This window comes from Streptomyces achromogenes subsp. achromogenes (assembly GCF_000720835.1).
Classification (GTDB): Bacteria; Actinomycetota; Actinomycetes; order Streptomycetales; family Streptomycetaceae; genus Streptomyces; species Streptomyces achromogenes.
Window position 1 is genome coordinate 50,970 of sequence record NZ_JODT01000031.1, and the last position, 24,875, is coordinate 75,844.

General features: G+C 69.6%; 25 protein-coding genes. 10 read left to right on the plus strand and 15 right to left on the minus strand.

Annotated features, from left to right (window positions below; translation table 11 throughout):
• Nucleotides 1-54 precede the first annotated feature (54 nt).
• Complete coding sequence (locus tag IH25_RS0128125) at nt 55-1,749, minus strand: fumarate hydratase (protein ID WP_030616523.1); 1,695 nt, start codon at nt 1,747-1,749, stop codon at nt 55-57.
• 145 nt (nt 1,750-1,894) lie between these two features.
• On the opposite strand from IH25_RS0128125, the gene IH25_RS0128130 reads away from it, so the two are divergent.
• On the plus strand, nt 1,895-2,572 hold the full coding sequence (locus tag IH25_RS0128130) for a DUF1707 SHOCT-like domain-containing protein (protein ID WP_030616526.1): 678 nt from the start codon (nt 1,895-1,897) through the stop codon (nt 2,570-2,572).
• Between the two features lie 175 nt (nt 2,573-2,747).
• The gene (locus IH25_RS0128135; protein WP_078844453.1) at nt 2,748-3,125 is read left to right on the plus strand and encodes a WhiB family transcriptional regulator; all 378 of its coding nucleotides are present in this window, start codon (nt 2,748-2,750) and stop codon (nt 3,123-3,125) included.
• Between the two features lie 110 nt (nt 3,126-3,235).
• Here IH25_RS0128135 and glpX read toward each other — a convergent pair whose 3' ends face one another.
• Nucleotides 3,236-4,270: a class II fructose-bisphosphatase gene (glpX, locus tag IH25_RS0128140; RefSeq protein WP_030616532.1), complete on the minus strand. Its 1,035-nt coding sequence runs from the start codon at nt 4,268-4,270 to the stop codon at nt 3,236-3,238.
• 127 nt (nt 4,271-4,397) lie between these two features.
• Between glpX and IH25_RS0128145 the strand changes: the two genes are divergently transcribed.
• A complete protein-coding gene (locus tag IH25_RS0128145; RefSeq protein ID WP_030616535.1) occupies nt 4,398-4,925 on the plus strand; it encodes a DUF4245 domain-containing protein in 528 nt (175 codons plus the stop codon).
• Nucleotides 4,926-5,000: 75 nt separating this feature from the next.
• Here the strand turns inward: IH25_RS0128145 and IH25_RS0128150 are convergent, their stop codons facing one another.
• The 4 genes from IH25_RS0128150 to IH25_RS0128165 form a co-directional block, all read right to left on the minus strand.
• Complete coding sequence (locus IH25_RS0128150) at nt 5,001-5,591, minus strand: malonic semialdehyde reductase (protein WP_030616538.1); 591 nt, start codon at nt 5,589-5,591, stop codon at nt 5,001-5,003.
• A 259-nt stretch (nt 5,592-5,850) separates the two neighbouring features.
• Nucleotides 5,851-6,081, minus strand: coding sequence for an exodeoxyribonuclease VII small subunit (locus IH25_RS0128155; RefSeq protein ID WP_030616541.1), 231 nt, complete (start codon nt 6,079-6,081; stop codon nt 5,851-5,853).
• Nucleotides 6,078-7,286: an exodeoxyribonuclease VII large subunit gene (xseA, locus tag IH25_RS0128160; protein WP_030616544.1), complete on the minus strand. Its 1,209-nt coding sequence runs from the start codon at nt 7,284-7,286 to the stop codon at nt 6,078-6,080. The genes IH25_RS0128155 and xseA overlap by 4 nt, the downstream gene beginning before the upstream one ends.
• A 202-nt stretch (nt 7,287-7,488) precedes the next feature.
• On the minus strand, nt 7,489-8,847 hold the full coding sequence (locus tag IH25_RS0128165; RefSeq protein WP_030616547.1) for an APC family permease: 1,359 nt from the start codon (nt 8,845-8,847) through the stop codon (nt 7,489-7,491).
• Nucleotides 8,848-8,911: 64 nt separating this feature from the next.
• Between IH25_RS0128165 and IH25_RS0128170 the strand changes: the two genes are divergently transcribed.
• Both IH25_RS0128170 and ppgK read left to right on the plus strand, forming a co-directional pair.
• Nucleotides 8,912-9,928, plus strand: coding sequence for a 4-hydroxy-3-methylbut-2-enyl diphosphate reductase (locus IH25_RS0128170; RefSeq protein ID WP_107058484.1), 1,017 nt, complete (start codon nt 8,912-8,914; stop codon nt 9,926-9,928).
• A gap of 29 nt (nt 9,929-9,957) precedes the next feature.
• On the plus strand, nt 9,958-10,704 hold the full coding sequence (ppgK, locus tag IH25_RS0128175) for a polyphosphate--glucose phosphotransferase (protein ID WP_030616554.1): 747 nt from the start codon (nt 9,958-9,960) through the stop codon (nt 10,702-10,704).
• Between the two features lie 201 nt (nt 10,705-10,905).
• Here ppgK and IH25_RS42545 read toward each other — a convergent pair whose 3' ends face one another.
• A complete protein-coding gene (locus tag IH25_RS42545) occupies nt 10,906-11,445 on the minus strand; it encodes a DUF6542 domain-containing protein (RefSeq protein ID WP_342447382.1) in 540 nt (179 codons plus the stop codon).
• A gap of 341 nt (nt 11,446-11,786) precedes the next feature.
• Between IH25_RS42545 and ychF the strand changes: the two genes are divergently transcribed.
• Nucleotides 11,787-12,875 carry a redox-regulated ATPase YchF gene (gene ychF / locus IH25_RS0128185; protein WP_030616561.1) on the plus strand — a complete coding sequence of 363 codons (1,089 nt, stop codon included), beginning with the start codon at nt 11,787-11,789 and terminating at the stop codon, nt 12,873-12,875.
• Here ychF and IH25_RS0128190 read toward each other — a convergent pair.
• From IH25_RS0128190 to IH25_RS0128210, 5 genes are all read right to left on the minus strand, one after another.
• Nucleotides 12,865-13,770, minus strand: a complete 906-nt coding sequence (locus tag IH25_RS0128190) for a hypothetical protein (protein ID WP_245172901.1) — start codon at nt 13,768-13,770, stop codon at nt 12,865-12,867. The two genes, ychF and IH25_RS0128190, sit on opposite strands and share 11 nt — an antisense overlap.
• 124 nt (nt 13,771-13,894) lie before the next feature.
• Nucleotides 13,895-14,440, minus strand: coding sequence for an HAD domain-containing protein (locus IH25_RS0128195; RefSeq protein ID WP_030616566.1), 546 nt, complete (start codon nt 14,438-14,440; stop codon nt 13,895-13,897).
• Between the two features lie 33 nt (nt 14,441-14,473).
• Nucleotides 14,474-15,166, minus strand: coding sequence for a class I SAM-dependent methyltransferase (locus tag IH25_RS0128200; protein ID WP_030616570.1), 693 nt, complete (start codon nt 15,164-15,166; stop codon nt 14,474-14,476).
• A 1-nt stretch (nt 15,167) separates the two neighbouring features.
• The gene (locus IH25_RS0128205) at nt 15,168-16,079 is read right to left on the minus strand and encodes a phosphotransferase family protein (protein ID WP_030616575.1); all 912 of its coding nucleotides are present in this window, start codon (nt 16,077-16,079) and stop codon (nt 15,168-15,170) included.
• A 76-nt stretch (nt 16,080-16,155) separates the two neighbouring features.
• A complete protein-coding gene (locus tag IH25_RS0128210; protein WP_030616578.1) occupies nt 16,156-16,905 on the minus strand; it encodes a hypothetical protein in 750 nt (249 codons plus the stop codon).
• A gap of 221 nt (nt 16,906-17,126) precedes the next feature.
• Here IH25_RS0128210 and IH25_RS0128215 point away from each other — a divergent pair, with 221 nt between their 5' ends.
• The 3 genes from IH25_RS0128215 (at nt 17,127) to IH25_RS39975 (ending at nt 20,855) form a co-directional block, all read left to right on the plus strand.
• The gene (locus IH25_RS0128215; protein WP_030616580.1) at nt 17,127-18,482 is read left to right on the plus strand and encodes a hypothetical protein; all 1,356 of its coding nucleotides are present in this window, start codon (nt 17,127-17,129) and stop codon (nt 18,480-18,482) included.
• Nucleotide 18,483: 1 nt separating this feature from the next.
• On the plus strand, nt 18,484-19,020 hold the full coding sequence (locus IH25_RS0128220) for an NUDIX domain-containing protein (protein ID WP_030616583.1): 537 nt from the start codon (nt 18,484-18,486) through the stop codon (nt 19,018-19,020).
• Between the two features lie 101 nt (nt 19,021-19,121).
• Complete coding sequence (locus IH25_RS39975; RefSeq protein ID WP_078844454.1) at nt 19,122-20,855, plus strand: AIPR family protein; 1,734 nt, start codon at nt 19,122-19,124, stop codon at nt 20,853-20,855.
• Here the strand turns inward: IH25_RS39975 and IH25_RS0128230 are convergent.
• The gene (locus tag IH25_RS0128230) at nt 20,846-21,118 is read right to left on the minus strand and encodes a CPCC family cysteine-rich protein (protein ID WP_078844455.1); all 273 of its coding nucleotides are present in this window, start codon (nt 21,116-21,118) and stop codon (nt 20,846-20,848) included. The genes IH25_RS39975 and IH25_RS0128230 overlap by 10 nt on opposite strands.
• A gap of 300 nt (nt 21,119-21,418) precedes the next feature.
• Nucleotides 21,419-22,732: a hypothetical protein gene (locus IH25_RS0128235; RefSeq protein ID WP_030616594.1), complete on the minus strand. Its 1,314-nt coding sequence runs from the start codon at nt 22,730-22,732 to the stop codon at nt 21,419-21,421.
• 172 nt (nt 22,733-22,904) lie between these two features.
• Between IH25_RS0128235 and IH25_RS0128240 the strand changes: the two genes are divergently transcribed.
• Nucleotides 22,905-23,468: a dihydrofolate reductase family protein gene (locus IH25_RS0128240; RefSeq protein WP_030616597.1), complete on the plus strand. Its 564-nt coding sequence runs from the start codon at nt 22,905-22,907 to the stop codon at nt 23,466-23,468.
• Between the two features lie 292 nt (nt 23,469-23,760).
• Here IH25_RS0128240 and IH25_RS0128250 read toward each other — a convergent pair whose 3' ends face one another.
• Nucleotides 23,761-24,765 carry an NADP-dependent oxidoreductase gene (locus IH25_RS0128250; RefSeq protein ID WP_030616600.1) on the minus strand — a complete coding sequence of 335 codons (1,005 nt, stop codon included), beginning with the start codon at nt 24,763-24,765 and terminating at the stop codon, nt 23,761-23,763.
• Between the last annotated feature and the right edge of the window lie 110 nt (nt 24,766-24,875).

Consider the following 24,875-nt stretch of genomic DNA (forward strand, 5'->3'; position numbering starts at 1 on the left):
GGACCGGGGCGGGCGCTTTCGTGCTCCGTACGACGCCCGCCCCGGGTTGCGCGACTAGGCCAGCCCGGGACCCCGTACCGGAATGGTGGTGAACGTCGGCTGGGGCGCCGGGTCCTGGAAGAAGTCGTTGCCCTTGTCGTCCACCACGATGAACGCCGGGAAGTCCTCGACCTCGATCTTCCAGACGGCCTCCATGCCCAGCTCCTCGTACTCCAGGACCTCCACCTTCTTGATGCAGTCCTGGGCCAGGCGGGCGGCCGGGCCGCCGATGGAGCCGAGGTAGAAGCCGCCGTGCGCCGCGCACGCGTCGGTGACCTGCTTGCTGCGGTTGCCCTTGGCGAGCATCACCTTCGAGCCGCCCGCCGCCTGGAACTGCTCCACGTAGGAGTCCATGCGGCCGGCCGTGGTCGGGCCGAAGGAACCGGAGGCGTACCCCTCGGGGGTCTTGGCCGGGCCGGCGTAGTACACCGGGTGGTCCTTCAGGTACTGCGGCATCTCCTCGCCCGCGTCCAGCCGCTCCTTGATCTTGGCGTGCGCGATGTCACGCGCCACGACCAGCGGACCGGTCAGCGACAGCCGGGTCTTGACCGGGTACTTGGTCAGCTCGGCGAGGATCGTGTCCATCGGCTGGTTCAGGTCGATCCGCACCACGTCGGACGACTCGTCCAGGTGCTCGTCCGTGGTGTCCGGCAGGAAGCGCGCCGGGTCGGTCTCCAGCTGCTCCAGGAAGACGCCCTCGGCGGTGATCTTCGCGACGGCCTGCCGGTCGGCCGAGCAGGAGACGGCGATGGCGACCGGGCAGGACGCGCCGTGCCGGGGCAGCCGGACCACGCGGACGTCGTGGCAGAAGTACTTGCCGCCGAACTGCGCGCCGATGCCGATCTTCTGCGTCAGCTCGAAGACCTTCTCCTCCAGCTCCTTGTCCCGGAAGCCGTGGCCGAGCGGCGAGCCCTCGGCCGGCATGTTGTCCAGGTAGTGCGCGGAGGCGTACTTCGCGGTCTTCAGCGCGTACTCCGCGCTGGTGCCGCCGACGACGATCGCCAGGTGGTACGGCGGGCAGGCGGCCGTACCGAGCGACCGGATCTTCTCCTCCAGGAACTTCATCATGGAGGACTCGTTCAGGACGGCCTTGGTCTCCTGGTACAGGAAGGACTTGTTGGCCGAGCCGCCGCCCTTGGCCATGAACAGGAACTTGTAGGCGCCGCCGTCGGTCGCGTACAGCTCGATCTGGGCGGGGAGGTTGGAGCCGGTGTTCTTCTCCTCCCACATGGTGAGCGGAGCCATCTGCGAGTAGCGCAGGTTGAGCTTGGTGTAGGCGTCGAAGATGCCGTGCGAGAGGTGCTTCTCGTCCTCACCGGCCGTCAGCACGTTCTGCCCGCGCTTGCCCATGACGATCGCCGTGCCGGTGTCCTGGCACATGGGCAGCACGCCGGCCGCCGCGATGTTCGCGTTCTTCAGCAGGTCGAGCGCCACGAACTTGTCGTTCGCCGACGCCTCGGGGTCGTCGATGATCCGGCGCAGCTGCGCCAGGTGGGCCGGGCGCAGATAGTGCTGGATGTCGTGGATGGCCTCCTCGGCCAGCTTGCGCAGCGCCTCCGGCTCCACCTTGAGGAACGTCCGGCCGTCCGGGCCCTCCACGGTGGACACGCCTTCGGAGGTCACCAGCCGGTACGGGGTGGTGTCCTCGCCCTGGGGGAGCAGATCGGTGTACGCGAACGCTGGGCGGGTTGGGGGGGAAGTACGAGGCATCTCAGCCTATTCCTCACTCTGACGGACGGCGGCCCGCCGACGCTGGCGAGCCTCCCCAGCGTAGAACCTGCCGCCGGGCGTGAACCTGTGAGGTGCCGCTCAGTCAGGGCTGTCGCGATCTATCGTGTTTCGGTACGCTGCGGTCGTGGACTTTCAGAAGCAGACCGCACCCACACCCGCGACCGAGCTGCGCGCCTCGGACGCCGACCGCGACCGGGTCGCCGACATGCTCCGCGAGGCCCTGGCCGAGGGCCGGCTGACCGCCGACGAGCACGCCGAGCGCGTGGACGGGGCGTTGCACGCCAAGACGGTGGGTGAGCTGGAGGTCTTCATCCGGGACCTGCCCGCCGCCTACCAGCCCCCCGCCGCCCCCGCCCCGCCCCGCCCCGAGCCGGGCGCGATCCCGGTGGCGGCCGACGCCAACGTGGTGGCGGTGTTCAGCAGCGCCGTGCGCCGGGGCCGCTGGCGCGCCGGGCGCCGGCTGCACGCGTACGCGGTCTTCGGCACCGTGGAGATCGACCTCAGCGAGGCGATCTTCGAGTACCAGCACGTGGTCATCAAGGCCGTCTCCGTCTTCGGCGAGGTCAGGATCCGGGTCCCGGAGAACATCTCGCTGCGCGGCACCGGGGGCGGGGTGCTCGGGAAGTTCGAGGTGAGCCCGCTGGACTCGGCCGACTCCGCGGCGCCCGTCGTCTACGTCGACGGCTGGGCGGTCCTCGGCGCCGTGGAGGCGCGGCCCCGGCGCGGCCGGACCGTCTCGGACATCCTGGAGCGCGTCCAGGACAAGGTCGACCGGAAGCTGAGCAGGCACCTCGGCCGTTGAGGGGCGCGAATCCGCCGGTGACCGGAACGTTCCGGTCCGCCTGCGGCGCCGGGGCAGGGGCGGGAACGAGCCGCCGCGCGCATCACCGGCGCCAACGCTGTGCATAGGCGCGCGCACAGCGGGTAGGCCTTGCTGCATCGTCTCTCGCTCGCGAAGCCGTCGTCAGGAGTAGACCGTGCTGCAACCGCCGCATTCGTCCCTGCAGGTAGCTGGCGTTCCGGTCCAGCGGGTGCCAGCGCGAGACAGGGACCAAGACGCACCCTGGCACACCGAGGCGGTGTGCCGGCGCGACGAGGCCGGGCTGTTCTTCGCCCCGTCGAAGGAGCCGACCGCCGCCCGGCTGTCCCGCGAGGAGGCGGCCAAGCGGGTCTGCGCCCGCTGTCCGGTCATGGTCGAGTGCCGTGAGCACGCCCTGCTCCAGCCCGAGCCCTACGGCGTCTGGGGCGGCCTGACGGCGGCCGAGCGCCGGGTGGTCCTGGCGCGCCGGCGCCGCCGCGAGGTGGAGCTGAAGAAGGCGGCGCGGGCGGCGGCGGCGAACCGCATGGCGGGCTGAGACGGCCGAAGAAGGGGCACCCTCCGCGCACGGAGGGTGCCCCTTCTCACGGGCTTACGGGCCCACGGGCCTGCTCGGCCTTGCGGGTTGTCCTTACGGGCTCCGGGGCCCTACTTGGCCCGGTCGAAGTCGATCGCGCTGTAGGCCCGCAGCTTGCGCAGCCGGTGCTCGGAGTCGATCCGGCGGACCGTCCCCGACTTCGACCGCATCACGATGGACTCGGTCAGCGCCGTCTCCGAGCGGTACCGGACCCCGCGCAGCAGCTCCCCGTCGGTGATGCCGGTCGCGACGAAGAAGACGTTCTCCCCGGCGACCAGGTCGTCCGTGGTGAGCACCCGGTCCAGATCGTGCCCGGCGTCGATCGCCCGCTGCCGCTCCTCGTCGTCCTTCGGCCACAGCTTGCCCTGGATGGTCCCGCCCAGGCACTTCACGGCACAGGCCGAGATGATGCCCTCGGGGGTGCCGCCGATGCCGAGCAGCAGGTCGACGCCGGTGCCCTCGCGCAGCGCGTACACCGAACCGGCCACATCGCCGTCGGAGATCAGCTTGATGCGCGCGCCGGCCTCCCGGACCTCCCGGATCAGACCCTCGTGCCGGGGCCGGTCGAGGATGACGACGGTGACGTCCTCCGGCGTGGACCGCTTGGCCTTGGCGATCCGGCGGATGTTCACCTCGACGGGCGCGTTGATGTCGACGAAGTCGGCCGCCTCCGGGCCGGTGACCAGCTTGTCCATGTAGAACACGGCGGACGGGTCGAACATCGCGCCGCGCTCGGCGGCGGCGAGGACGGCGATCGCGTTCGGCATGCCCTTGGCGGTCAGCGTGGTGCCGTCGATCGGGTCCACGGCGATGTCCACCTCGGGACCGGTGCCGTCGCCCACGTGCTCCCCGTTGAAGAGCATCGGGGCCTCGTCCTTCTCGCCCTCGCCGATGACGACCACGCCGTTCATCGACACGGTGGAGACGAGGGTCCGCATGGCGCGCACCGCGGCACCGTCGGCGCCGTTCTTGTCGCCGCGCCCCACCCAACGGCCCGCGGCCATGGCGGCGGCCTCGGTCACCCGGACCAGCTCCAGGGCGAGGTTGCGGTCGGGAGCCTCCGAGGGAACATCGAGCTCGGACGGCAGGTGATGGTGTTCGGTCATCGGAGCGCACCTTTCTGATACGACGACGGCCGGATGAGGGTCTTGGACCCGACTCTATCGTTAGGCATACAAAATGAGCAGGGGACCCCACGGATGAGCGCTTGGGGCACCTGCGACGATAGGGGGCGTGGCAGGTTCGAACCGCAAGCAGAAGACGGCCCGGGACATGGTGCTCTCCCTGGCCCTGATCGTCATCGCGTCGCTGGTCGTGTACTACTTCACCATTCCGCACGACGATCACGCTCCCGAGGTCCAGCGGGTCGACTACCGGGTCGAGCTGCTCACGGCCCGCCGGGCGGCGAGCTACCCGGTGGCCGCGCCCGAGGGCCTGCCGAGTACCTGGAAGCCGACCTCCGTACGCTCCGAGGGCAAGGACGTGGGTCGCTGGCACCTGGGCTTCCAGACCCCCGACGGCCAGTACGCGCAGGTCGAGCAGTCCACGCGCAAGCGCACCGACTTCATCGCCGACGCCACCCAGGGCGGCTCGGCCACCGAGCGGACCGAGCGGATCGGCGACCGCACCTGGACCCGCTACACCGGCGGCCGGTACGACGCCCTGGTGCTGGAGGACACCCCCGGCTCCACCACGGTGGTGTCCGGCACCGCCTCCTTCAAGGACCTGACGACGCTGGCGGCGGCACTGAAGGCGGAGTGACCCCACGCGCGCTCCCCCGTACGTATGAGGAGGCCCCCGGCACTGCCGGGGGCCTCCTCATACGTACGGGGGGCGTCAGACGGTGGTGACGACGTCCTCGTAGGCCAGGCGCGGGGAGCGCGGGAACCAGGCGTCCGGGCCCGGCTTGCCGATGTTGACGACCATCAGCGGGGTGTGGTCGTCGTCCAGGAACTCCTTGCGCACGCCCTCGAAGTCGAGGCCGGTCATCGGGCCGGCGGCCAGGCCCGCGGCGCGGACGCCGATGATGAAGTACGCGGCCTGGAGGGTGGCGTTCATCGCGGCGGCGCCCTCCCGGACCTGGCGCTCGCTGAAGAACGCGTCCTTGGCCTGCGGGAAGTGCGGGAAGAGGGCCGGCAGCTCCTCGTGGAACTCGTTGTCCGCGGACAGGATCGCGACCAGCGGGGCGGCGGCGGTCTTGGGCTGGTTGCCCTCGGCCATGAGGGCAACCAGGCGCTCGCGGGCCTCGGGGGAGCGGACCAGGGTGATGCGCAGCGGGCTCTGGTTGAAAGCGGTGGGGCCGTACTTGACCAGGTCGTAGATCGCCTGCACCTGCTCCTCGGTCACCGGCTCGTCGGTGAAGGTGTTGGCGGTGCGGGCCTCGCGGAACAGCAGGTCCTGGGCGGCGGGGTCAAGAACGAGAGACATGCGTGTACTTCCTGGGTGCGCGTCCGGTCCGACGGGACGCCGGACCGGCTGACGCGGTCGACCCTACGCCAGCTAGGTTTAACGTTCAACTAAAGCGGGGGCGCGGTGAGCCGCCTCACAGCCCGGGCGGGCCGTACGACTCGCCGGCAGCGCGGGTGGCCCGTACGGACTGCCCGGCAGCGTGGGTGGCCCGTACCGGCCGGCCGGCAGGGCGGGGTGGCCCGTACCGGTCGGCCGACAGCCCGCGTGCCCGTACCGGCTACTCGTCCGCCCCTTCGGCGCCCCCCTCTTCCTCGGCCAGGGCCGCGTCCAGCCGGGCCCGGGCGCCCTCCAGCCAGCGCCGGCACACCTTGGCCAGCTCCTCGCCGCGCTCCCACAGCGCCAGGGACTCCTCCAGCGTCGTACCGCCCGCCTCCAGCCGCCGTACGACCTCGATCAGCTCGTCCCGGGCCTGCTCGTAGGAGAGCGCCTCGTCCACCTTGCTCGTCATCCGTCCACCTTCACCGTCAGTTCTCCGTCGGCGACCCGGGCCCGCAGCGCCTCGCCCGCCGTCACCTCGGCCGGATCGCGCACCACGTGCCCGTCCGCCCGTTGCAGTACCGCGTAGCCGCGCCGCAGCGTCGCCGCGGGGGAGAGGGCCACCACGCGCGCGTGCGTGTGCGTCAGCTCCGAGTCCGCGCGGTCCAGCAGATGCCCCAGGGTCCGCCGGCCGCGCTCCAGCAGGGACAGCACGTGGTCGGCGCGCTCGTCGAGCATGCGGTGCGGATCCTGTATCGCGGGCCGGGCCAGGGCGTGCGCCAGCCCGCGCTCCTCCCGCTCCACGAACGCCGCCGCGCACCGCCGGGCCCGGTCCCGCAGCATCCGCACCCGCTCCAGCTCCTCGCCCACGTCGGGCACGACCTTCTTGGCCGCGTCCGTCGGCGTGGAGGCGCGCAGGTCCGCGACGTAGTCCAGCAGCGGGGTGTCCGGCTCGTGCCCGATCGCCGACACCACGGGCGTACGGCAGCCGGCCACCGCCCGCACCAGCTGCTCGTCGGAGAACGGCAGCAGGTCCTCCACGCTGCCGCCACCGCGCGCGACGATGATCACGTCGACCTCGTCCATCGCGTCGAGCTCCTTGACCGCCTGCACGACCTGCGGGACGGCGTGCACCCCCTGCACGGGGACGTTGCGCACCTCGAAGCGGACGGCGGGCCAGCGGTGCCGGGCGTTCTCCAGCACGTCCCGCTCCGCGGCGGAGGCCCGGCCGCACACCAGCCCGATCAGCTGCGGCAGGAACGGCAACGCCTTCTTCCGCTCGGGCGCGAAGAGCCCCTCCGCCGCCAGGGACTTCTTCAGCTGCTCCAGCCGGGCCAGCAGCTCACCGACGCCGACGGGCCTTATCTCGGCGGCGCGCAGGGACAGCTGGCCGCGGGGCGCGTACCACTCGGGCTTCGCCAGTACGACGACCCGGGCGCCCTCGCCGACGACGTCCGCGACCGCGTCGAAGACCTGGCGGTAGCAGGTCACGCTGACCGAGATGTCGTGCGAGGGGTCGCGCAGGGTGAGGAACACGACACCGGCGCCGGGGCGGCGCGACAACTGCGTGATCTGCCCTTCGACCCACACCGCGCCGAGCCGGTCGATCCATCCCCCGATCAGCCGCGACACCTCGCCTACGGGCAGGGGGGACTCCGGGGACGTGTTCACAGCCATGCGGTCGAGAGTAACGGCCGGTACTGACAGCGGGGTGGCCGCGCGGGTGTGCGCCGTGGGGGCGGGGCGCGTCGCCGGGGGCGGGTGCGCGCCATAGAGGCGGTGGCGCGTTGCCGGGTGCGGGTGCGGGTGCGGGTGCGGGCGCGGCTGCGTCGTGGTCGCTCGCGCGGTTCCCCGCGCCCCTCCGGGGCGCACAGGCCGGCTATCCGGGCACCCGGCCCCGCTGCCCCACCAGCACCCCCAGACCGAGCACCAGCCACACCGCCCCCACCACCTGGGCCACCCCGGACGCCGCCACGATGACGGCCACCGTGATGCCGGCCCCGGCCACCGGCACCAGCACGTGCCGCCACCAGCTCACCTCCGCCCGGCGCCGTACGAAGTACCCCACCACGCTCGCGTGCAGCAGCGTGAACGCCGTCAGCGCGCCGATGTCGACCACCGAGACCAGCTTGTCCAGCCCGTCGTCCCGCCGCGCCGCCCACCCGGCCGCGACCAGCGTGACCACCGCCGCGCACAGCAGCGCCACCCGTGGCACGCCCCCGTCCGTCCGGGACAGCGCGCGCGGCAGCCGCCGGTCGCGGCCCATCGCGAACAGCAGCCGCCCGGCCGCCGCCTGCCCCGCCAGCGCCGCGAACGCCGCTCCGACCGCCTTGCTCGCGGCCACCAGATCGTGCAGCCACGTGCCGACCGAGGAGTCCACCGCGTCGTAGAACGCCGCCCCCTGCCGCCCGGGATCGCGCGCGAGCCCCGCGGACGACACCGGCTCCAGCAGCGCCACCAGATACGTCTGCGCCACGAACAGCACCCCCGCCAGCGCCAGACAGAACAGCAGCGCCCGCGCCACCCGCGCCGAGCCCCCGGTGACCTCCTCGGCGAACGTCGCGATGGCGTCGAAACCCAGGTAGGACAGGACCGCCACGGACACCGCGCCGAGCACCGCGGCCGCCGCGAAACCGCCCTGCGTACCGTCCCCCGTCAGCGGCGACAGCGCCCCCCGCTCCGCCCCGTCCCGCGCCAGGACCACGACGGCCGAGACCACGAACACCAGCAGGACCGCGATCTCCAGGGCCAGCACGGCGAAGCCCACGCGCGCGGCGGCCCGTACGCCCCACAGGTTCAGCAGCGTCGTGAGCAGCACGGCCAGCGCCGTCCACACCCACCGGGACACCTCCGGGACCAGCGCGTTCATCGCGATCCCGGAGAAGAGATAGGCCACCGCGGGGATGAGCACGTAGTCCAGCATCGCCATCCAGCCGGCGACGAACCCGGCCCCCTTTCCGAGCCCCGCGCGCGCGTAGGCGTACACCGACCCCGCCTGCGGGACGACCCGCACCATCTGCGCGTAGCTGAACGCCGTGAACCCCATGGCGACCGTCGCCACCGCGTACACCAGCGCCACCGCGCCGTGCGACCTGGCGTCCAGCGCCCCGAACACGCCGACCGGCGCCATCGGGGCGATGAACAGCAGCCCGTAGACCACGAGGTCCCGCAGGCCCAGGCTGCGCCGGAGGCGATGGCCCGCGTCGGCCCCGGAGGTTGTCGTTCCGGTGTTGGACATACACACAAGTCTTCCCCGCGGAGTGTGGGGAAGCGATCTCTGGGCTGGTGAACGCGGCCGTACGATGGGACGCATGACCGCTTCGTCTGGCCGCCGTGTCCTGCTCGCCGCCCCCCGGGGCTACTGCGCCGGCGTGGACCGCGCCGTGATCGCCGTCGAGAAAGCCCTGGAACAGTACGGGGCCCCGATCTACGTCCGGCACGAGATCGTCCACAACAAGTACGTGGTGCAGACCCTGGAGAAGAAGGGCGCCATCTTCGTGGAGCGCACGGAGGAGGTGCCGCCCGGCAACATCGTCATGTTCTCGGCGCACGGCGTCGCGCCCGTGGTGCACGAGGAGGCCCGCCAAGGCCGGCTCGCCACCATCGACGCCACCTGCCCCCTTGTCACCAAGGTCCACAAGGAGGCCGTCCGGTACGCCGCGGAGGACTACGACATCCTCCTGATCGGACACGAGGGCCACGAGGAGGTCATCGGCACCTCCGGCGAGGCCCCCGACCACATCCAGCTGGTCGACGGCCCCGAGGACGTCGCCAAGGTCGAGGTCCGCGACCCGTCCAAGGTCGTCTGGCTCTCCCAGACCACCCTCTCCGTCGACGAGACCATGGAGACCGTCGACGCGCTGAAGACCAAGTTCCCGGGCCTCGTCTCCCCGCCCAGCGACGACATCTGCTACGCCACCCAGAACCGCCAGCTCGCCGTGAAGCAGATGGGCGCCGAGGCCGAGCTGGTCATCGTCGTCGGCTCGCGCAACTCCTCCAACTCCAAGCGGCTGGTCGAGGTCGCCAAGCTGGCCGGCGCCCGCGACGCCCACCTGGTCGACTTCGCCGACGAGATCGACGAGTCCTGGCTGGAGGGCGTGACGACCGTCGGCGTCACCTCCGGCGCCTCCGTGCCCGAGGTGCTGGTCGAGCAGGTTTTGGAGTGGCTCGCCGAGCGCGGTTACGGCGACGTGGAGCTGGTCAGGGCGGCCGAGGAGACGATCACCTTCTCGCTGCCCAAGGAACTGCGCCGCGACCTGCGCGAGGAGGCGGCGGCACTGGTGGCCGAGCGCGGCGGGAGCGGCACACCGGCGGCGTGACCGTCAGTGGTCCGTCGTAACGTGGAGCCATGCAGATCTTCGGCGTGGACATCGGCGGATCCGGGATCAAGGGCGCCCCTGTGGATCTCGAACGGGGCGACCTGGCACAGGAGCGCCACAAGGTGCTCACCCCCCATCCGGCGACGCCCGAAGCCGTCGCCGACGGGGTCAAGCAGGTGGTGGACCACTTCGGGTGGACCGGGCCGGTCGGCCTGACCTTCCCCGGAGTGGTCACCGGCGGCGCCACGGTCCGTACGGCCGCGAACGTGGACCCGGGCTGGATCGACACGGACGCGCGCGCGTTGTTCGGCGACCGGCTCGGCGGCCTGCCGGTGACCGTGGTGAACGACGCGGACGCGGCGGGCGTCGCCGAGATGGAGTTCGGCGCCGGCCGGGGCCGCCGGGGCACGGTCATCCTGCTCACCTTCGGCACCGGCATCGGCAGCGCCGTCTTCGTGGACGGCGCCCTGCTCCCCAACACGGAACTGGGCCACCTGGAGCTGAACGGCCACGAGGCCGAGAAGCGCGCCTCCAGCAAGGCCAAGGAGGACCACGACCTCAGCTGGGAGCGCTGGGCGCGCCGCGTCCAGCGCTATCTCCGGCACGTGGAGATGCTGTTCTCCCCGGAGCTGTTCATCATCGGCGGCGGGGTCAGCCGCAAGGCGGACAAGTTCCTGCACCTCATCGAGGACGTCAAGGCCGAGATCGTCCCGGCGCGCCTCCAGAACGACGCGGGAATCGTGGGCGCGGCGATGAGGGCGGGGCAGTCGGGGTGAGGGGGAGCAGTCGGTGTCACTCGGCTGAGGAGAGCGGGGTGGTCGGCTACCGATCACCCGGTCACCGTCACCGGTGACCGACCGCCGCCTGCTGACCGGTGGCCGCCACGCCGGGCCGATGGGGGCACCGGGCGACGGGGATCCCGGAGTCGACCGGGACCCCGGAGTCGACCGGGACCCCAGGCCGACGGGGGAAGGGCGTCAGCCGCGCCGCTGCCGGCCCCGTACCCACCGCACCCGGCGGACGAGCACGATGGCCGCGGCCAGCAGTGTCCCCCCGTACAGCCACCCGGCCTGGGTGGCGAGCCCGGTGACCAGCCCCATCAGCCGGCCGAACAGCCCTCCGCCGCCCTCCGCGACCGGCAGCAGCCCCACCGCGAACGCGATCGGCAGCACCACGGGCGCGCTCAGCACGTCCCCGCCGCGCACCCACAGCGCGGTCAGTACGCACACCGGCAGGAACAGCACGCCGTAGACCGCCGGGGAGGCACCGAACAGCAGCTGGTCCAGGCAGCCGAGCAGAAACATCGCCACGGCGCAGAACAGCCCGCTGCCGAGCCCGGTCAGCCGGGGATTGGGCAGCCGGGACCCCGAGGGTGGGGCCGCGGACGACACCCGGGTCCGCCGGCCGGAGCGACCGGCACCCGCCCCGGCCCCGCTGCGGCCGCTGCCGTCGCTGCCCCCGCGGGCGCTCCCCGGGCGTCGCCGGCCCTGGGAGGGCATCGGGGAGGGAGGAGTCATGGGAGGCACGGGACCCTTGGAAGCCTCCGAAGCCCTGGCACCAGGTGACGCCCCGGGGGCCGGCGAGGTCGGGGGCTGCCGCAGGCCTCTGGGGCGCTGGGGCGGCATGCCGCGTCGCGGTCCGTCGTTCGGGGGTCGCTGCCTGTGTTGCTCCACAGGAACCAACCTAGGTCTGTTTATGTGCTGAATCAGCCCCCAGACACGCCGGGCGGGGGAGCTTGGCCGGGCGTCCGACGCGCTCGTGAGGCGGACGCGCGGGACGCCGTAAACTGGTGGATCGGCCAGTGTCGGTCTCTGGCCCCTGGCAGCCCCTGGCCCACTCAACTACGGGAAGTCGCAACGTGTCGCTCACGATCGGAATCGTCGGCCTGCCCAACGTCGGCAAGTCGACCCTGTTCAACGCCCTGACCAAGAACGACGTGCTGGCGGCCAACTACCCGTTCGCCACGATCGAGCCGAACGTGGGCGTGGTCGGCGTGCCCGACGCCCGCCTCGCCAAGCTGGCGTCGATCTTCAAGTCGGAGCGCATCCTTCCGGCCACGGTGGACTTCGTCGACATCGCCGGCATCGTGCGCGGTGCGTCCGAGGGCGAGGGCCTGGGCAACAAGTTCCTGGCGAACATCCGCGAGTCCGACGCGATCTGCCAGGTCATCCGCGCCTTCAAGGACGAGAACGTCGTCCACGTCGACGGCAAGGTCTCGCCGAAGGACGACATCGAGACGATCAACACCGAGCTGATCCTCGCCGACCTCCAGACCATCGAGAAGGTCCTCCCCCGCCTCCAGAAGGAGTCGCGGATCAAGAAGGACGTCGCGCCCAAGGTCAAGGCCGTCGAGGAGGCCAAGGAGATCCTGGAGAAGGGCGAGACGCTCTTCGCCCACGGCATCGTCCAGGGCAGCGAGCGCGCGGAGCTCCTGCACGACCTGCACCTGCTGACGACGAAGCCCTTCCTCTACGTCTTCAATGTCGACGAGGACGAGCTGGTGGACGAGGACTTCAAGAACGAGCAGCGTGCCCTGGTCGCCCCCGCCGAGGCGATCTTCCTCAACGCCAAGCTGGAGGCGGACCTCGCCGAGCTGGACGAGGAGGAGGCCCTGGAGCTCCTCCAGTCCGTCGGCCAGGACGAGCCGGGCCTCGCGACCCTGGCCCGCGTCGGCTTCGACACCCTCGGCCTGCAGACGTACCTGACGGCCGGCCCCAAGGAGTCCCGCGCCTGGACGATCAAGAAGGGCGCCACGGCCCCCGAGGCGGCCGGTGTCATCCACACCGACTTCCAGAAGGGCTTCATCAAGGCCGAGGTCATCTCCTTCGACGACCTGGTCGAAACCGGCTCCGTCACCGAGGCCCGAGCCAAGGGCAAGGCCCGCATGGAGGGCAAGGACTACGTGATGCAGGACGGGGATGTGGTGGAGTTCCGCTTCAACGTCTAATACGTTCGGCGAAAGGCCGTCTGACCTGCGACGGAGCGGGTTGGGCGGCCTTTGCGGTCCGGTCCTCACGCTGGCGGCCGAGTCGTTCCGGAGCCGCGGTGTCCTCGGGTTGCTCTTCCAGCCAGCGGATCGCCTGCTCCTGCTCCTGGCCGCCGAACGGGTCCTCCGCCAACTCGCCTGCCCGGTCCAGGGCCGCGCGGCGCTCCTTCTCCGCAGTGACCAGACCAGTGACATCCTCACCCCAGGCAGCCAACCGTTCTCGGGCGATCCACCGGTAGTACGAGTCCGCGCTTACGGCAAGGACCTCGCGAACGGCGGGCGCGTACCGGGGTACGGACGAGGTGAGGGCGGGGTCGGCCAGGAGCAGGGCGGTGGCCGCGAGCGCGGCCTCCCTCACCAGTGGATCGTCGTCGTCGCAGAAATCCGCGATACGGTCGTGGAGTATTGGCCTTGACGCACGAGCGGCAGCCAGATCCTGCGCCGCGCCGACGCCGTCCTCGACGTTCAGGCGTGCGATGTCGGCGAACGAAGCCAGCCAGTTCAGCAGTTCGGCGCGAAGCGACCGCCGACCAGCTCTGCTCTCCCACCGGTCTTCGGCGAGGGTGCGCGGATCGTCGAGAAGACAGGCGAGGACCAAGGCTGCCGGAGCGGTCGCCGGAAACACCTGCTCCTGATTGAGGAGCAGCCGATACAGATCGCCTACCGCCCGTACCTGGCGGGCCGGGTCGGCGGCGAGCACAGCGCCGAGGGTGTCCGGTGTGTCAGGCACACCGTGCCGGCCCGTACAGACGTGCGGCAGCTCTTCCCAGGCGGTGCCGGCGAGCTCTGCCTGTGCTCTGGGTGGCAGTAAGCCGACGGGAGCACCAGAAAGGTCTGGGGTCATCTCGTTGATCACGACCGCAGTGTTCCAGCAGAGTCCGACATCAGCGCCGCCGATACGCGCCACAGACCGTAGGCGGCTCACGCTCGAGCAACACTCTGATGCCCTCGCTGCTCGTGGCAGCGAGGGCATCAGGACGTCAGGCGGCGCGGGCTGTGGGTAACTGCGCGACCCACCTCGTGACCTCGGTCAGGTGCTCGGGCTGCAGCCCGTGGTGTGGGTCGGGCTGAATGAGGAGGGTCGCCGTTCCCTTCGCAGTGCGCTCCACCGCCCATTCATGGTCGAGGCCGGTGAAGTCGTCGTCGATCCAGACGGCGGGGGCGTCACCCAACCACGCGTCGACGTGGTCGCGCTTCCACAGGTAGCCGTTGGGGTGGCTGGTGGTGATCTGCGGACGTGGGAGATTGACGTACGGCAGGGCCGGGAGGTCGAGAAGGGGCCCGATGAGGGTGGTGGCGTCCTGCCGCCAGCTGGTGCACCAGGCCGGAGTGACCAAGCCGGTATAGATGACGTCCATGAGCAGGCGGCCGTGGTCGGGGTTGAGCCAGACGGTGACCGGGTTGTCGTCGCTGCGGCCGGCGGGGACGACGTCGTGGCGGGCGTGCGTGGCCGGGGTCGAGCCGTGCTCGTCGGGGAAGGGTATGAGGACGCCGTCGATGTCGATAAGCAGGTAGGGCGGGCGCATCGGTTCCTCCGGGGGAAGCCGGGCGGGTGGCTGTCAGAGCTTGCGGGCGCGGATCAGCAGGGTGGTGGGCCAGTGGCCCATGCGGGGGTCGTTGAACTCCTGGGCCGAAGTGAGCCAGAAGCCCGCTCGGCTGAGGTGCCTTTCCCAACGGTCGGTATCGAACTCCCATCGGGCGATGGGGAGCCGAGTGCGGTCGGGCAAGGTGACGAAGTCGCGGCGGGGCCGGCCGTCGCCGGAGGGGCTTCGACCGCCGCGCTGCGGGTGGGGGACAGAGAAGGCCAGCACTCGCCCGGGCGTGAGGCGTTGGGCGATGGCCGGGAGCAGGAGCTCGGGGGCGACGAGACCGATGGCTCCGAAGACGGAGTAGATCGCATCGAACTGCTCGTCGGAGGCGTGCAGGTAGTGCAGCGCGTGGCCGGCCACGAAGGTGAGGTTGTTCAGCCGTCCGTAGTGGGAGCGGGCGCGGCGGACTTGGAGGCCGACCAGGTCGACGCCGGTGACGTGCGCGCCGTGGCGAGTGGCGAGGTGGGCGGCGTTGTGGCCGGGGCCGCAGCCGAGTTCCAGGAGTCGCTTGCCGCGCAGGTCGGGGCCGAGGACGTCAGCTCCGGGCCCTTGGCCGGGTCTCGTGGTCCATTCCATCCGTGCGGGTACGGACAGGGGTTCGGCGAGTCCAGCGGCGGTGCGTTGGAGCGCGTGGGCGTGCCAGGGGGATGCCTGGGCGAGCACGTCAGATCTCCAGGACGTGGAGGACGTCGGTGAGGTGGCGGCGGACAGCCTTGATGTAGGCGGGGTCGGTAGCCGGGTCGTCGATCCAGCGGACGGACTGCTCCATGAACCACTCGACGGCCCACATGCGGTGCCAGCCCAGGGCCCAATTCTCGGCGGTGAGCCCGCCGCGCGGGGCGAGGGCGTCGGGGGTGCCGCCGGCGGTGACGTACTGCTCCAGGAAGACGCGCAGGCGGACGGGGTACGGGGGCTCGATGGTGCCGTGCCAGCTGGCGAGGTCGAGCAGGCCGGGGCCGGTGAAGGCGCGGGCGAAGTCGAGCAGCCGCCAGCCGCGCTCGCCGATGTGGAGGCTGGTGGGGTGGAACTCGGAGTGCACCCAGCCGAACGGTTCCAGCGTCGCTCCGGCGGAGCGGGCTTCGGCGGCCTTGGCGATACGGTCGAGCGCGTCCTCGACATCGTCGGCGTCCTGCCACCGGTCAGCCTTGCGCAGCCGTTCGAGGTGTTCCAGCGCCCGGGCCGGGAGCGTGCGCAGCCGGTCCTGGTCGAGGATGGGCAAGGGCGGAGCCGTACGGGTTCCGTGCAGGATCACGGCCGCGGCGACGCCGTCGAGGTCGTCGGCCTCGCGGACGGACGGTCCGAGGTCCTCCATGAGCATGCCGAGCCAGCCGTCCAGGACGGCGGAGGCGTGGACCTGGGGGACGGGTACGCCGAGGGTGTGGGCCAGGCGGAGGGCCTGGTCCTCGCTGTCGAAGGGCTTCTTGGCGTACTTGAAGACGGCCGTGGAGCCGTCGGGGAAGGTCACGCGCTCGACGCCGGACATGGACCACACGCGTACCTCCTCCCGTACGGTGGTGGTCCGGCCGGTCGCGGTGAGCAGGTTGTCGAGGAGTTCGGCGCTGGGGTTCGTGGTCACAGGAGGGCTCCGGGTAGATGGTGGCGTCCGGGGCGGGCGAGGGATGCCGGCCCGCCCCGGAGCCTGATCGGTGGGGTTACGCGGCGGGGTTCACGCGGTGGGCGTAGACCTGCTCGATCCAGCCCGCCTTGAAGGCCGCGAGGTCGTCGCGGAAGTTCGCCATCGAGGCACCGTAGGGCGCGACCACGCCGCCGGACTGGTCCGGCACGGACTGGCAGCCGTGCACGAGCCGGCCGCCGAGCGCCGCGTGGGCCTTGATGGACTCGATCCGGCGGTGCTCGTTGAACCAGCCGCCGTGGTAGACCTCGTCGAGCATCCCGCCCATCTCGTCGTCCAGATCGAAGACGACGGACGTGGCGGCGGGGAAGAACCAGCACGGGCCGACGTTGGAGATGTGCCCGTCCAGCTCGACCTTGTTGAGCGCCATGAGCGTGGCCGCCTCGCGGAGCATCCGCAGGTGGTCGGCGGTGATCTGCGGCAGGCCGAGGCCGGCCAGGTGCTCCTCGCGGAAGAGGCACGCGTACACCTCGTACGCGGTGGCCAGGACGCGGGCCGCGTCGGACGTGGACTCGCTGTGCTGCTTGATGAAGTCGAGCGCGAGCTGCTCGACCGCGCTTTCGGTCGTCTCGTCCACGTCCAGGAGCTGGGACTTGACCAGCTCCCAGTCGGCGACGAGCCAGGTGTTCGACTCGAAGCGGAAGAAGTACTCGGCCGGGTCGATGGTGATGTGCCGGCCGTCGACCTGGATGCCGGGCAGGCGGCTCCAGCGCGGGTCGAACGCCTCGGGCAGCTCGACCGTGATGGCCGTGGTGTCGATGGTGGTCACCGTGTCTCCGTCTCTGATTGGCCGGGTTCGGGCACAGGAATGCCCGAGCCTGGTGTGGGCGTACGGAACTTCGGGGTGCCGCCCGGACCAAGGGGGAGCCTGGATCACGGTCGCGCCGTTCCGGGCGGCTGCTGATAAGTGAACCGGCGGTCACGCTGAGTGGGTACGGTGGAAGGCAGTTGAAGCGGTATACGCGGTTTACAGCTCCGGTGGAGGCGATCGTGGCGGCGCCGAGAGAACCCAACTCCCGTCTGCGTGACGTCATCGCGGCGGTCGACTGCACCTACGAGGCCCTCGCCAGAGACGTACGGCGCATCGCCGCCGAGAACGGCGAGATTTTCCAGACCAACAAGTCGGCCATCTCCCACTGGGTGAACGGCACCCGTGCCCCGTCGGGCCGAGTAGGCCAGTACCTCGCCGAAGCGCTGTCCCGTCGAGCGGGGCGCACGATCACCCAGACCGAGATCGGCTTCCAGGCCAGCGATGACGAAGCGCCGGCGGAATCCGACCCCGTCCTCGCGGCTACCGACCTGGGCCGGGCTGACGTCGAGCGCCGCCGCTTCCTTGCCATCGCGGCCTTCACCACCGCCGGCGTCGCCATGCCACTCGGCTACGACCACGAAGCCACTGCCCGCATGCTCCGCGCCCGCACCGGCACGTCCCAGGTCGGGGCGGAGGACGTGGACGTCGTACGTCAGATCACCGCGGCCTTCAGTGCGGCCGACGAGCGCCTCGGCGGCGGGCACGGCCTGACCACCGTCACCGCGTACCTCGCCGACACCGCCGCCCCCATGCTGCGCGGACGCTTCCCCAACGAAGCCTTACGCCGGGCCGCCTTCGGCGCCGTCGCCGAACTCGCCTACCTCGCCGGATGGAAGCACCACGACCTCGGCCAGGAAGGCGCCGCCCAGCGCTACTACCAGGTCGGCTACAAGCTCGCCTGCGAAGCCGACCCCCACGGCCACGCAGCCTGGATGATGCGCGCCCTCGCCCACCAGGCCCTGAGCCTCAAACAGCCCCACCACTGCGTCGACCTCGTTGAAGGCGCCCTGCGACGCGGTCTCGGCCACGTCGACGGCCAGACCGAGGCCCTCCTCCACATCACTCACGCCCGCGCCTACGCCGCCACCGACGAGAATTCGTCGGCCGCACGCGCCCTGCTCGCCGCCGAGGACGCCCTCCTCCGTGACGACGGCCCTCAGCCCAGCTACTCCCGCGTGAGCGGCCCGGCCGCCGGCACCGTGGCCAGCCACACCGCCCGCACCCTGACCGACCTCGCGGACCACATCGGCACCGAACAGCAGCACCGCGACGCCCTCACCCGCTGGGACCCCGAGAAGTACAAGCGCGTCCACGCCCTCACCCACGCCGACCTCGGCGACAGCCTCGCCGCTCAGGCCCGCGCAGACGAGGCCGTCGCCGCCTGGACCCAGGCCCTGGTCCTCATGGAGGGCATGACCTCCGACCGGACCCGTAAGGCAATCACCTCAATCCGCTCCACGCTCGCGGTCTACCAGCGCCGCCGCGTTCCCGGTGCCGCCGATCTCGCCCGCCGCGCCCGCGAGGCCCTCGCCTAACATGCCCAACAACCCGCCCGACGAAGGGAACACCGTGGCCCAGCAGACCAACGACCAGCCGAAGGCCCTCAAGCCGGCGCTCGAATCGATGACCCTGCTGGTCGCCGCCGTCATCGTCCACGACAAGGCCACCAACCGCGTCGTCCTCCTCCAACGCAGCGAGAACGCCAAGTTCGCCCAGGGCATGTGGGACCTCCCCGTCGGCAAGAGCGAGCCGGGCGAACCCATCACCGAAACTGCGGTGCGCGAGCTCTACGAGGAGACGGGCCTCACGGTGAAGCCCGAGTCTCTCAAGGTCGCCCACATCATCCACGGAGCCTGGGGCGTCGAAGCCCCCAACGGCTTCCTCACGGTCGTCTTCGCCGCCCACGAATGGACTGGCGAACCCGAGAACCGCGAACCCCGCAAGCACTCCCAGGTCCGCTGGGTCGACGCCAACGCCATCCCCGACGCCTTCGTAGACACCACGGCAAGTGCTCTCAGCCACTACCTGGATGGAGGCGCCCAAGTTTCACTTGATGGCTGGCTGCAGGTGTAGCGAGCAGAAAGAATGAGGGTTGACCTCAATCGATAGGCCGAAAACAAGCAGACGCGCCGAAATGCTATCCCCTAAAACAGATTTCAAGGACGGCGGAGCTAATGACTAGCAATGACCTGGTTCTCATCGATCAGCTCCTCAAGCAGCGACAGCAGGAGCGAGTAACTCCGCTCGCCGATGACAAAGCGTTTGAAGTTTTTGCTTGCGAACAGGCGGTGACTCTCGGAGAGCTGTCGCTGGAGGAAATCGAGGCAGGAGTTCTCGGAGGCGGTGACGACGGGGCTATCGACGGGGTCTATGTCTTCCTGGGTGAACAACTGCTGATGGAAGATAGCGAAGTCCTCGGGGAAGATTTCAAGGCGACGACTGTTGAGCGAGGCACGCGGCTGACACTTTGGATGGTTCAGGCCAAGACTACTCCGTCATTTACGGAAACTGCCCTCGATCTGGTTTCCTCGTCTGCTCGTCGCCTTCTCGACTTGTCCGCGTCTGAAGAGGACTTGCGTCAGCTCTATAATGATTCTGTTGTTGAGCGGGTTGGGCGGTTCCGTACCGCATTGCGGGCGCTGGCCACGAGGCATCCGAAAATTGAAATTCGGTTCTCGTATGTAACGCGCGGTGACACTGAAACGGTTAATGCTAAAGTCCTAATCAAGGTGCGCGACTTGGAGTCGCAATTCTCCAGGGTTATGGCCGGGGCGGTGGGGAAAGTGGAGCTTCTGGGGGCGGCAGAACTCTGGAAGCGCGCCAACTCTGCACCCTCCTACACTTTGACACTCCCCTTCCAGGAAAGTATCACGCATGGTACTAGCCATATCGTGCTAGTCAAGATTCGAGACTACCTGGCATTCTTGCGTGATGAGGATGGTTCTCTGCGGCGCCATATCTTTGACTGGAATGTGCGTGACTATCAAGGCGAAGTCGAAGTAAATCGCGAGATTCGAGCCTCGCTAATAGATGATAATGCTCCTCAGTTCTGGTGGCTTAATAACGGTGTCACCATCGTGTGTTCCCGGGTTTCCACCGTGGGTAAGGAGCACTCTCTCGATGACGTGCAAATTGTCAATGGCTTGCAGACCTCTCACACCTTGCACCGAACGCTAGAAGAGCTGGCTGTTAGTGACGCAGAACACCCTGCGCTCGAACGCTTGCTCCAGGTCCGGGTGCTGGTGACGGAGGATGCCAGCGTCCGCGACAAGGTAATTCGAGCCACGAACCGTCAGACCAGCGTTCCGGTCGCTTCATTGCATGCCACGGATGAAATTCAGCGCCAGATCGAGAAATATTTCCTGGAAAATGACTGGTTCTACGATCGCCGTAAGAATTACTACCGAAATCAGGGTCGACCTGCAGGTCGAGTGGTAAGTATCCCGCTGCTGGCTCAGGCTGTTATGGCGATGGGGCTCAGTCAGCCACATAACTCTCGCTCTCGGCCATCCAGTCTGCTCAAGGATGATACCGAATATAAGCGAATCTTCTCCGCCGACATTCCCCTCAACGTCTACCTATGGCTTGCGCGGACTCAGAGCGAGGTAGATTCCTTCCTCTCGTCTGAGGCCGCCGGTGCTCCTGCGGCCGAGCGAACCAACCTGCGCTTTCACTTGGCCATGCTGGCTGTGGCTGAACTGCTGGGTCGACGGGTCCGTAGCCCAAAGCAGCTCAAGCAACTTGCCACTGATGATCGGCACAGTACCCCGGAGCTTCTTTTGGGGCAGCTGCAGTTCCTTCGTGGTCACTTTGAGGAGCACGCCAGCCGTACTGGCGACACGCAGGACAAGATTGCCAAGCGTTCCGATTTTGTGGAATCTCTTCTCGGAGCAGCCGGCTACCTCTGAGTATTTGGGCCAGTCCAGAGAGCGTGCGTGGCAGCGTCGGCGCTACTCCGTGTGCAATGGATAAACTGGTCGCAGGCGCCGAAGTCCTGGTGGTTCCGCTGGGCCTTGATCAGGGAGACCTGGTTCGCGCCGCCGCCCATGGTCGGCTGGCGGAACTGGACCCCGTCGTCCTCCCAGAAGCAGACGGGGCAGATCTCGTACGAGCCGGGCATCGCGTCCAGCACGCGGTGCCCGCAGCAGGGACAGGGGCAGCGGTCGTTCACCTGGGCAGTCTCCTTACCGGTCCCGCCGGTGTGCCATGGATTTCTCTGCCTCAGGCCCCGGCCAGTCCGCAGGACACCCGTAAACGGCCGTCGGGGGCCAACGCACGTCAACGAGGAATCCCAGGTCAGCGCCCTGCTCGGGGCTCCGCCGCAGGTCAGGATCAGTCCGCAAACATTCCGGTTCAACGTGTAGCGGGTGACTTACCACTACATCGCTGATCTGGCAGATGTGCAGGTCAGAAGGGGTCCGGCTCTTTGGGGTCGGGCCCCTGGTTTTTTCCCGTGCCGGGATCGTGCTCCTCACGGTCGGTCGGGCCAGAAGATTGACGAGGGGAGTCGGACGGAGGGCAGGTGCACCGCCTGGATCGGTCCCAGAGCGGTGGCGGCAGCACGAAGGGCCTCGTCGTGGGTGCCGGAGCCGAGGACCTCGGCGGAGCAGGCAGGACAGTCTCCGGGGTGGCGGGCGTGACCGGTGCTGCGATCCCTGGAGCCTCGGACGTGCGCGAAGGCGTCGTCTGGAAAATCGGCCCGCACGGCATGCCAGACCCCGGCCCGTTCGGCCTCGGGCAGCCCGGCCGCCACCGCCGGCCGCATCGGCGGCCACAGGCGGCCGTGGTCCTGGACGAGGAACACCCGGTCGGTGAAGTCGACGCTGTCCCCCTCGGGGCGCTCCCGCTCCAGCCACGCCCGGGCCTCCTCACGGGTGCCCGGCCCCCACAGGTAATCCGTCGGGAACCGTGTGGTGTCGTAGCGGGTGTCGAACTCCGCCCAGTGAGCGTCATTCCAGCGACTGCCCGGGATGAAGGGGATGGCCCGCACCACGACGTACTGGTACGCGTCGCTCTCGTCATCTTCCATGGGGTCGGAAGCGGTGAGCGCGCCGGCGGGTTCCATCCGTGCCCGCCCGGAACCGTTCCAGCTCAGCACGGTGATCTCCCGGTGCAGGGGTGCCGGGTACAGGCGCCCATCGGGAGTGGCCTGCCCCCACAGCTGGTTGATCAACTCCGCCAGATCCCGCACCGTTCGGGCCGCCCCGACTGGAGTATCGACATGGTGGCCGGAGGGATGGGCAACGTGGTTTCGCAGCTTGGCCAGTGCGTCTTCGACCGCTCGGCTGCGCCGCCCGCGGAGCAGACCCGCCGTACGTGCCCACAGGCGGAGCCCGTGCAGCATCCCGTTGAACTCGATGGCGTGGGTGTCGACGACCAGCTTCGCGCGTTGCCGCGTCATCTTGTCCGCGCGCTTCTTGACGTCGTCGTACGACGTGACGGTGTAGGAGACGTCCGGGGCCTGGGGGAGACGGAAGGTGATGGTGCCGGAGCACCACTCCATGAAGCGGTCGCGCAACGCCTGCTCGTAGATCAGGAGTGCCTGGTCGCCGACCATGGTGTACACGTCGTAGCACAGCACGCCGTAGGCGAAGACGGTGCGCAGCCGCTCGAAGGAGTCGCGTGTTCCCGCCGCGACGCCCTCCGCCAGGTCACAGTCGGCGATCTGCCGCTGCTGGAACTCCGTGGCGTCTTCGGGCGTCATGCGGCCGCCGAGCCCGCAGGGGGTGAACGCCAGAGACAGATCGTCCGCAGCGCGCAGTTCCTCAAGCGGCCGTATCTCCATGTACTTCTCCTCGCAATAGGAAACGGATCAGCCTGCCCCTCCGGGCCTCTGGTGCGATGAGTCTGCGATGGAGCCGCCGTCGAGGACTACCTGCGACTCGGATCGCGGACCGATGAGTTGTCCGCGCGCGCCGGTCTGTACGCGTGAAAGCGACTCGCGGAAGGCTGGCGCCATGCGGAAACTGATCTACGGCATGAACCTGAGCCTGGACGGCTACATCGCCGCGCCGGGCGACGACATCGGCTGGAGCGTGCCGAGCGACGAGCTGTTCCGGTTCTGGTCCGACCAGTTGCAGGCGACCGAACTGACGCTGTACGGGCGCAAGCTGTGGCAGACGATGAGCTCCTTCTGGCCGACCGGCGACCAGCGGCCCGACGCCACCCCGGCCGAGATCGAGTTCGCGCGCCGCTGGCGGGACATGCCGAAGGCAGTGTTCTCCTCGACGATCGACAAGGTCGACTGGAACACCCGCCTGGTCACCGGCGACGCGGTCGCCGAGATCACCCGGCTCAAGGCCGAGGACGGCGGCCCGATGGACATCGGCGGCGCGACGCTCGCCGGGGCGGCCATGCGGGCCGGGCTGATCGACGAGTACGTGCTGGCCACCGCGCCGGTGCTGGTGGGCGGCGGCACGCCCTTCTTCACCGCACTGGACAGCTGGGTGAACCTGAACCTGGTGGAGACGCGGACCTTTCCCTGCGGTGTGATCCTGACCAGATACGTGACGAGGCGCTGAATGCCCGTCAAATGAACAGCACCGCGTCGCGGGCCATCGCTTCGACGGTGTCGGGGACGGAGCCGGCCGACGCGCCGACTCCGCGGTTGCCGAAGGCGATCACCCGGGGTGGTCACCCGGGGTGATCACCCGGCGCCGGGCGGCGAGTCCGTCGGTGACGCGGTGGGCGTGGGGGGACCGCTCGGTGCGCTCGTGACCGGTTCCTTCTGCCGGATGCGGAAGGCACGGGTGGCAGGGAGGCGGTATCCGCTCGCTGACCGGGACCCGTCGGCGGTGTGGCGAGTGCCGGCCCTCACATCATCGCGATGACGACCTTGCCGGCCTTGGCGCGGCCCTTCTCGGCATACTCCATGGCTTCGCGGGTCTGCTCGAAGGGGAAGACGCGGTCGACGACGGGGCGGATCGCTCCGGCGTCGACGAGCCGGGCGAGTTCGCGCAACTGGTCGCCGTCGGCCTTCATGAACAGGAAGGAATAGCTCACGCCCCGGCGCTTGGCGTGGCGCCGGGTCTTGAGGCTCAGCGCGTTCATCACCTGCGTCAGGACCGGGTTCGCGCCGAGCTCGCGGGCGAAGTCCGGGTCGGGCGGCCCGGCGATGCCGATGACCTTCCCGCCTGGCTTGAGGACCCGCAGCGATTTCTCCAGGGTCTTGCCGCCGAGGGTGTCCAGGACGACGTCGTAGCCCTCCACGAGCTCCTCGAAGTCCTGGGCGCGGTAGTCGATGACGATGTCCGCGCCGAGTTCCTTGACCAGGGCGGCGTTGGCCGCGCTCGCGGTGGTGGCCACGTGTGCGCCCAAGTGCCTGGCCAGTTGGAGGGCGATGGTGCCCACTCCACCGGATCCCGCGTGGATCAGGACCTTCTGGCCCGGCTGGACCCGTGCCCTCTCGACCAGCGCCTGCCATGAGGTGAGGGCTACCAGGGGAAGGGAGGCGGCCTCCGTCATGGTGAGGGTGGCCGGCTTGTGGGCCAGGTCGTTCTGGTGGACGACGATGAGTTCGGCGAAGGTTCCGATGCGGTCCTTGCCGGGCCGGGCGTAGACCTCGTCACCCACCGAGAACCGGGTGACGGCCGAGCCGACCCGGACCACCACTCCGGCGAAGTCGTTGCCCAGCACGAGGGGGAGGCGGTAAGGGAGGATCAGCTTGAAGTCGCCGTCGCGGATCTTGAAGTCCAGCGGGTTGACGCTCGCTGCGTGGATCTTGACCAGCACCTCGTCGGCGCCCGGCTCCGGATCGGGCAGCTCGGCGGCGCGCACCGCGGACTGGTCACCGTACTTCTGGATCAGGTAGGTCTTCATCGCCGTCTTCCTGTCTCGTCCGCACAGGGACGGGATCTGCGCCCGCTGCGTGCTGCCCGGTGCGAGGTACTTCCTGGTGTTCACTGCTTGTCCATGACGCCCCACGCCGC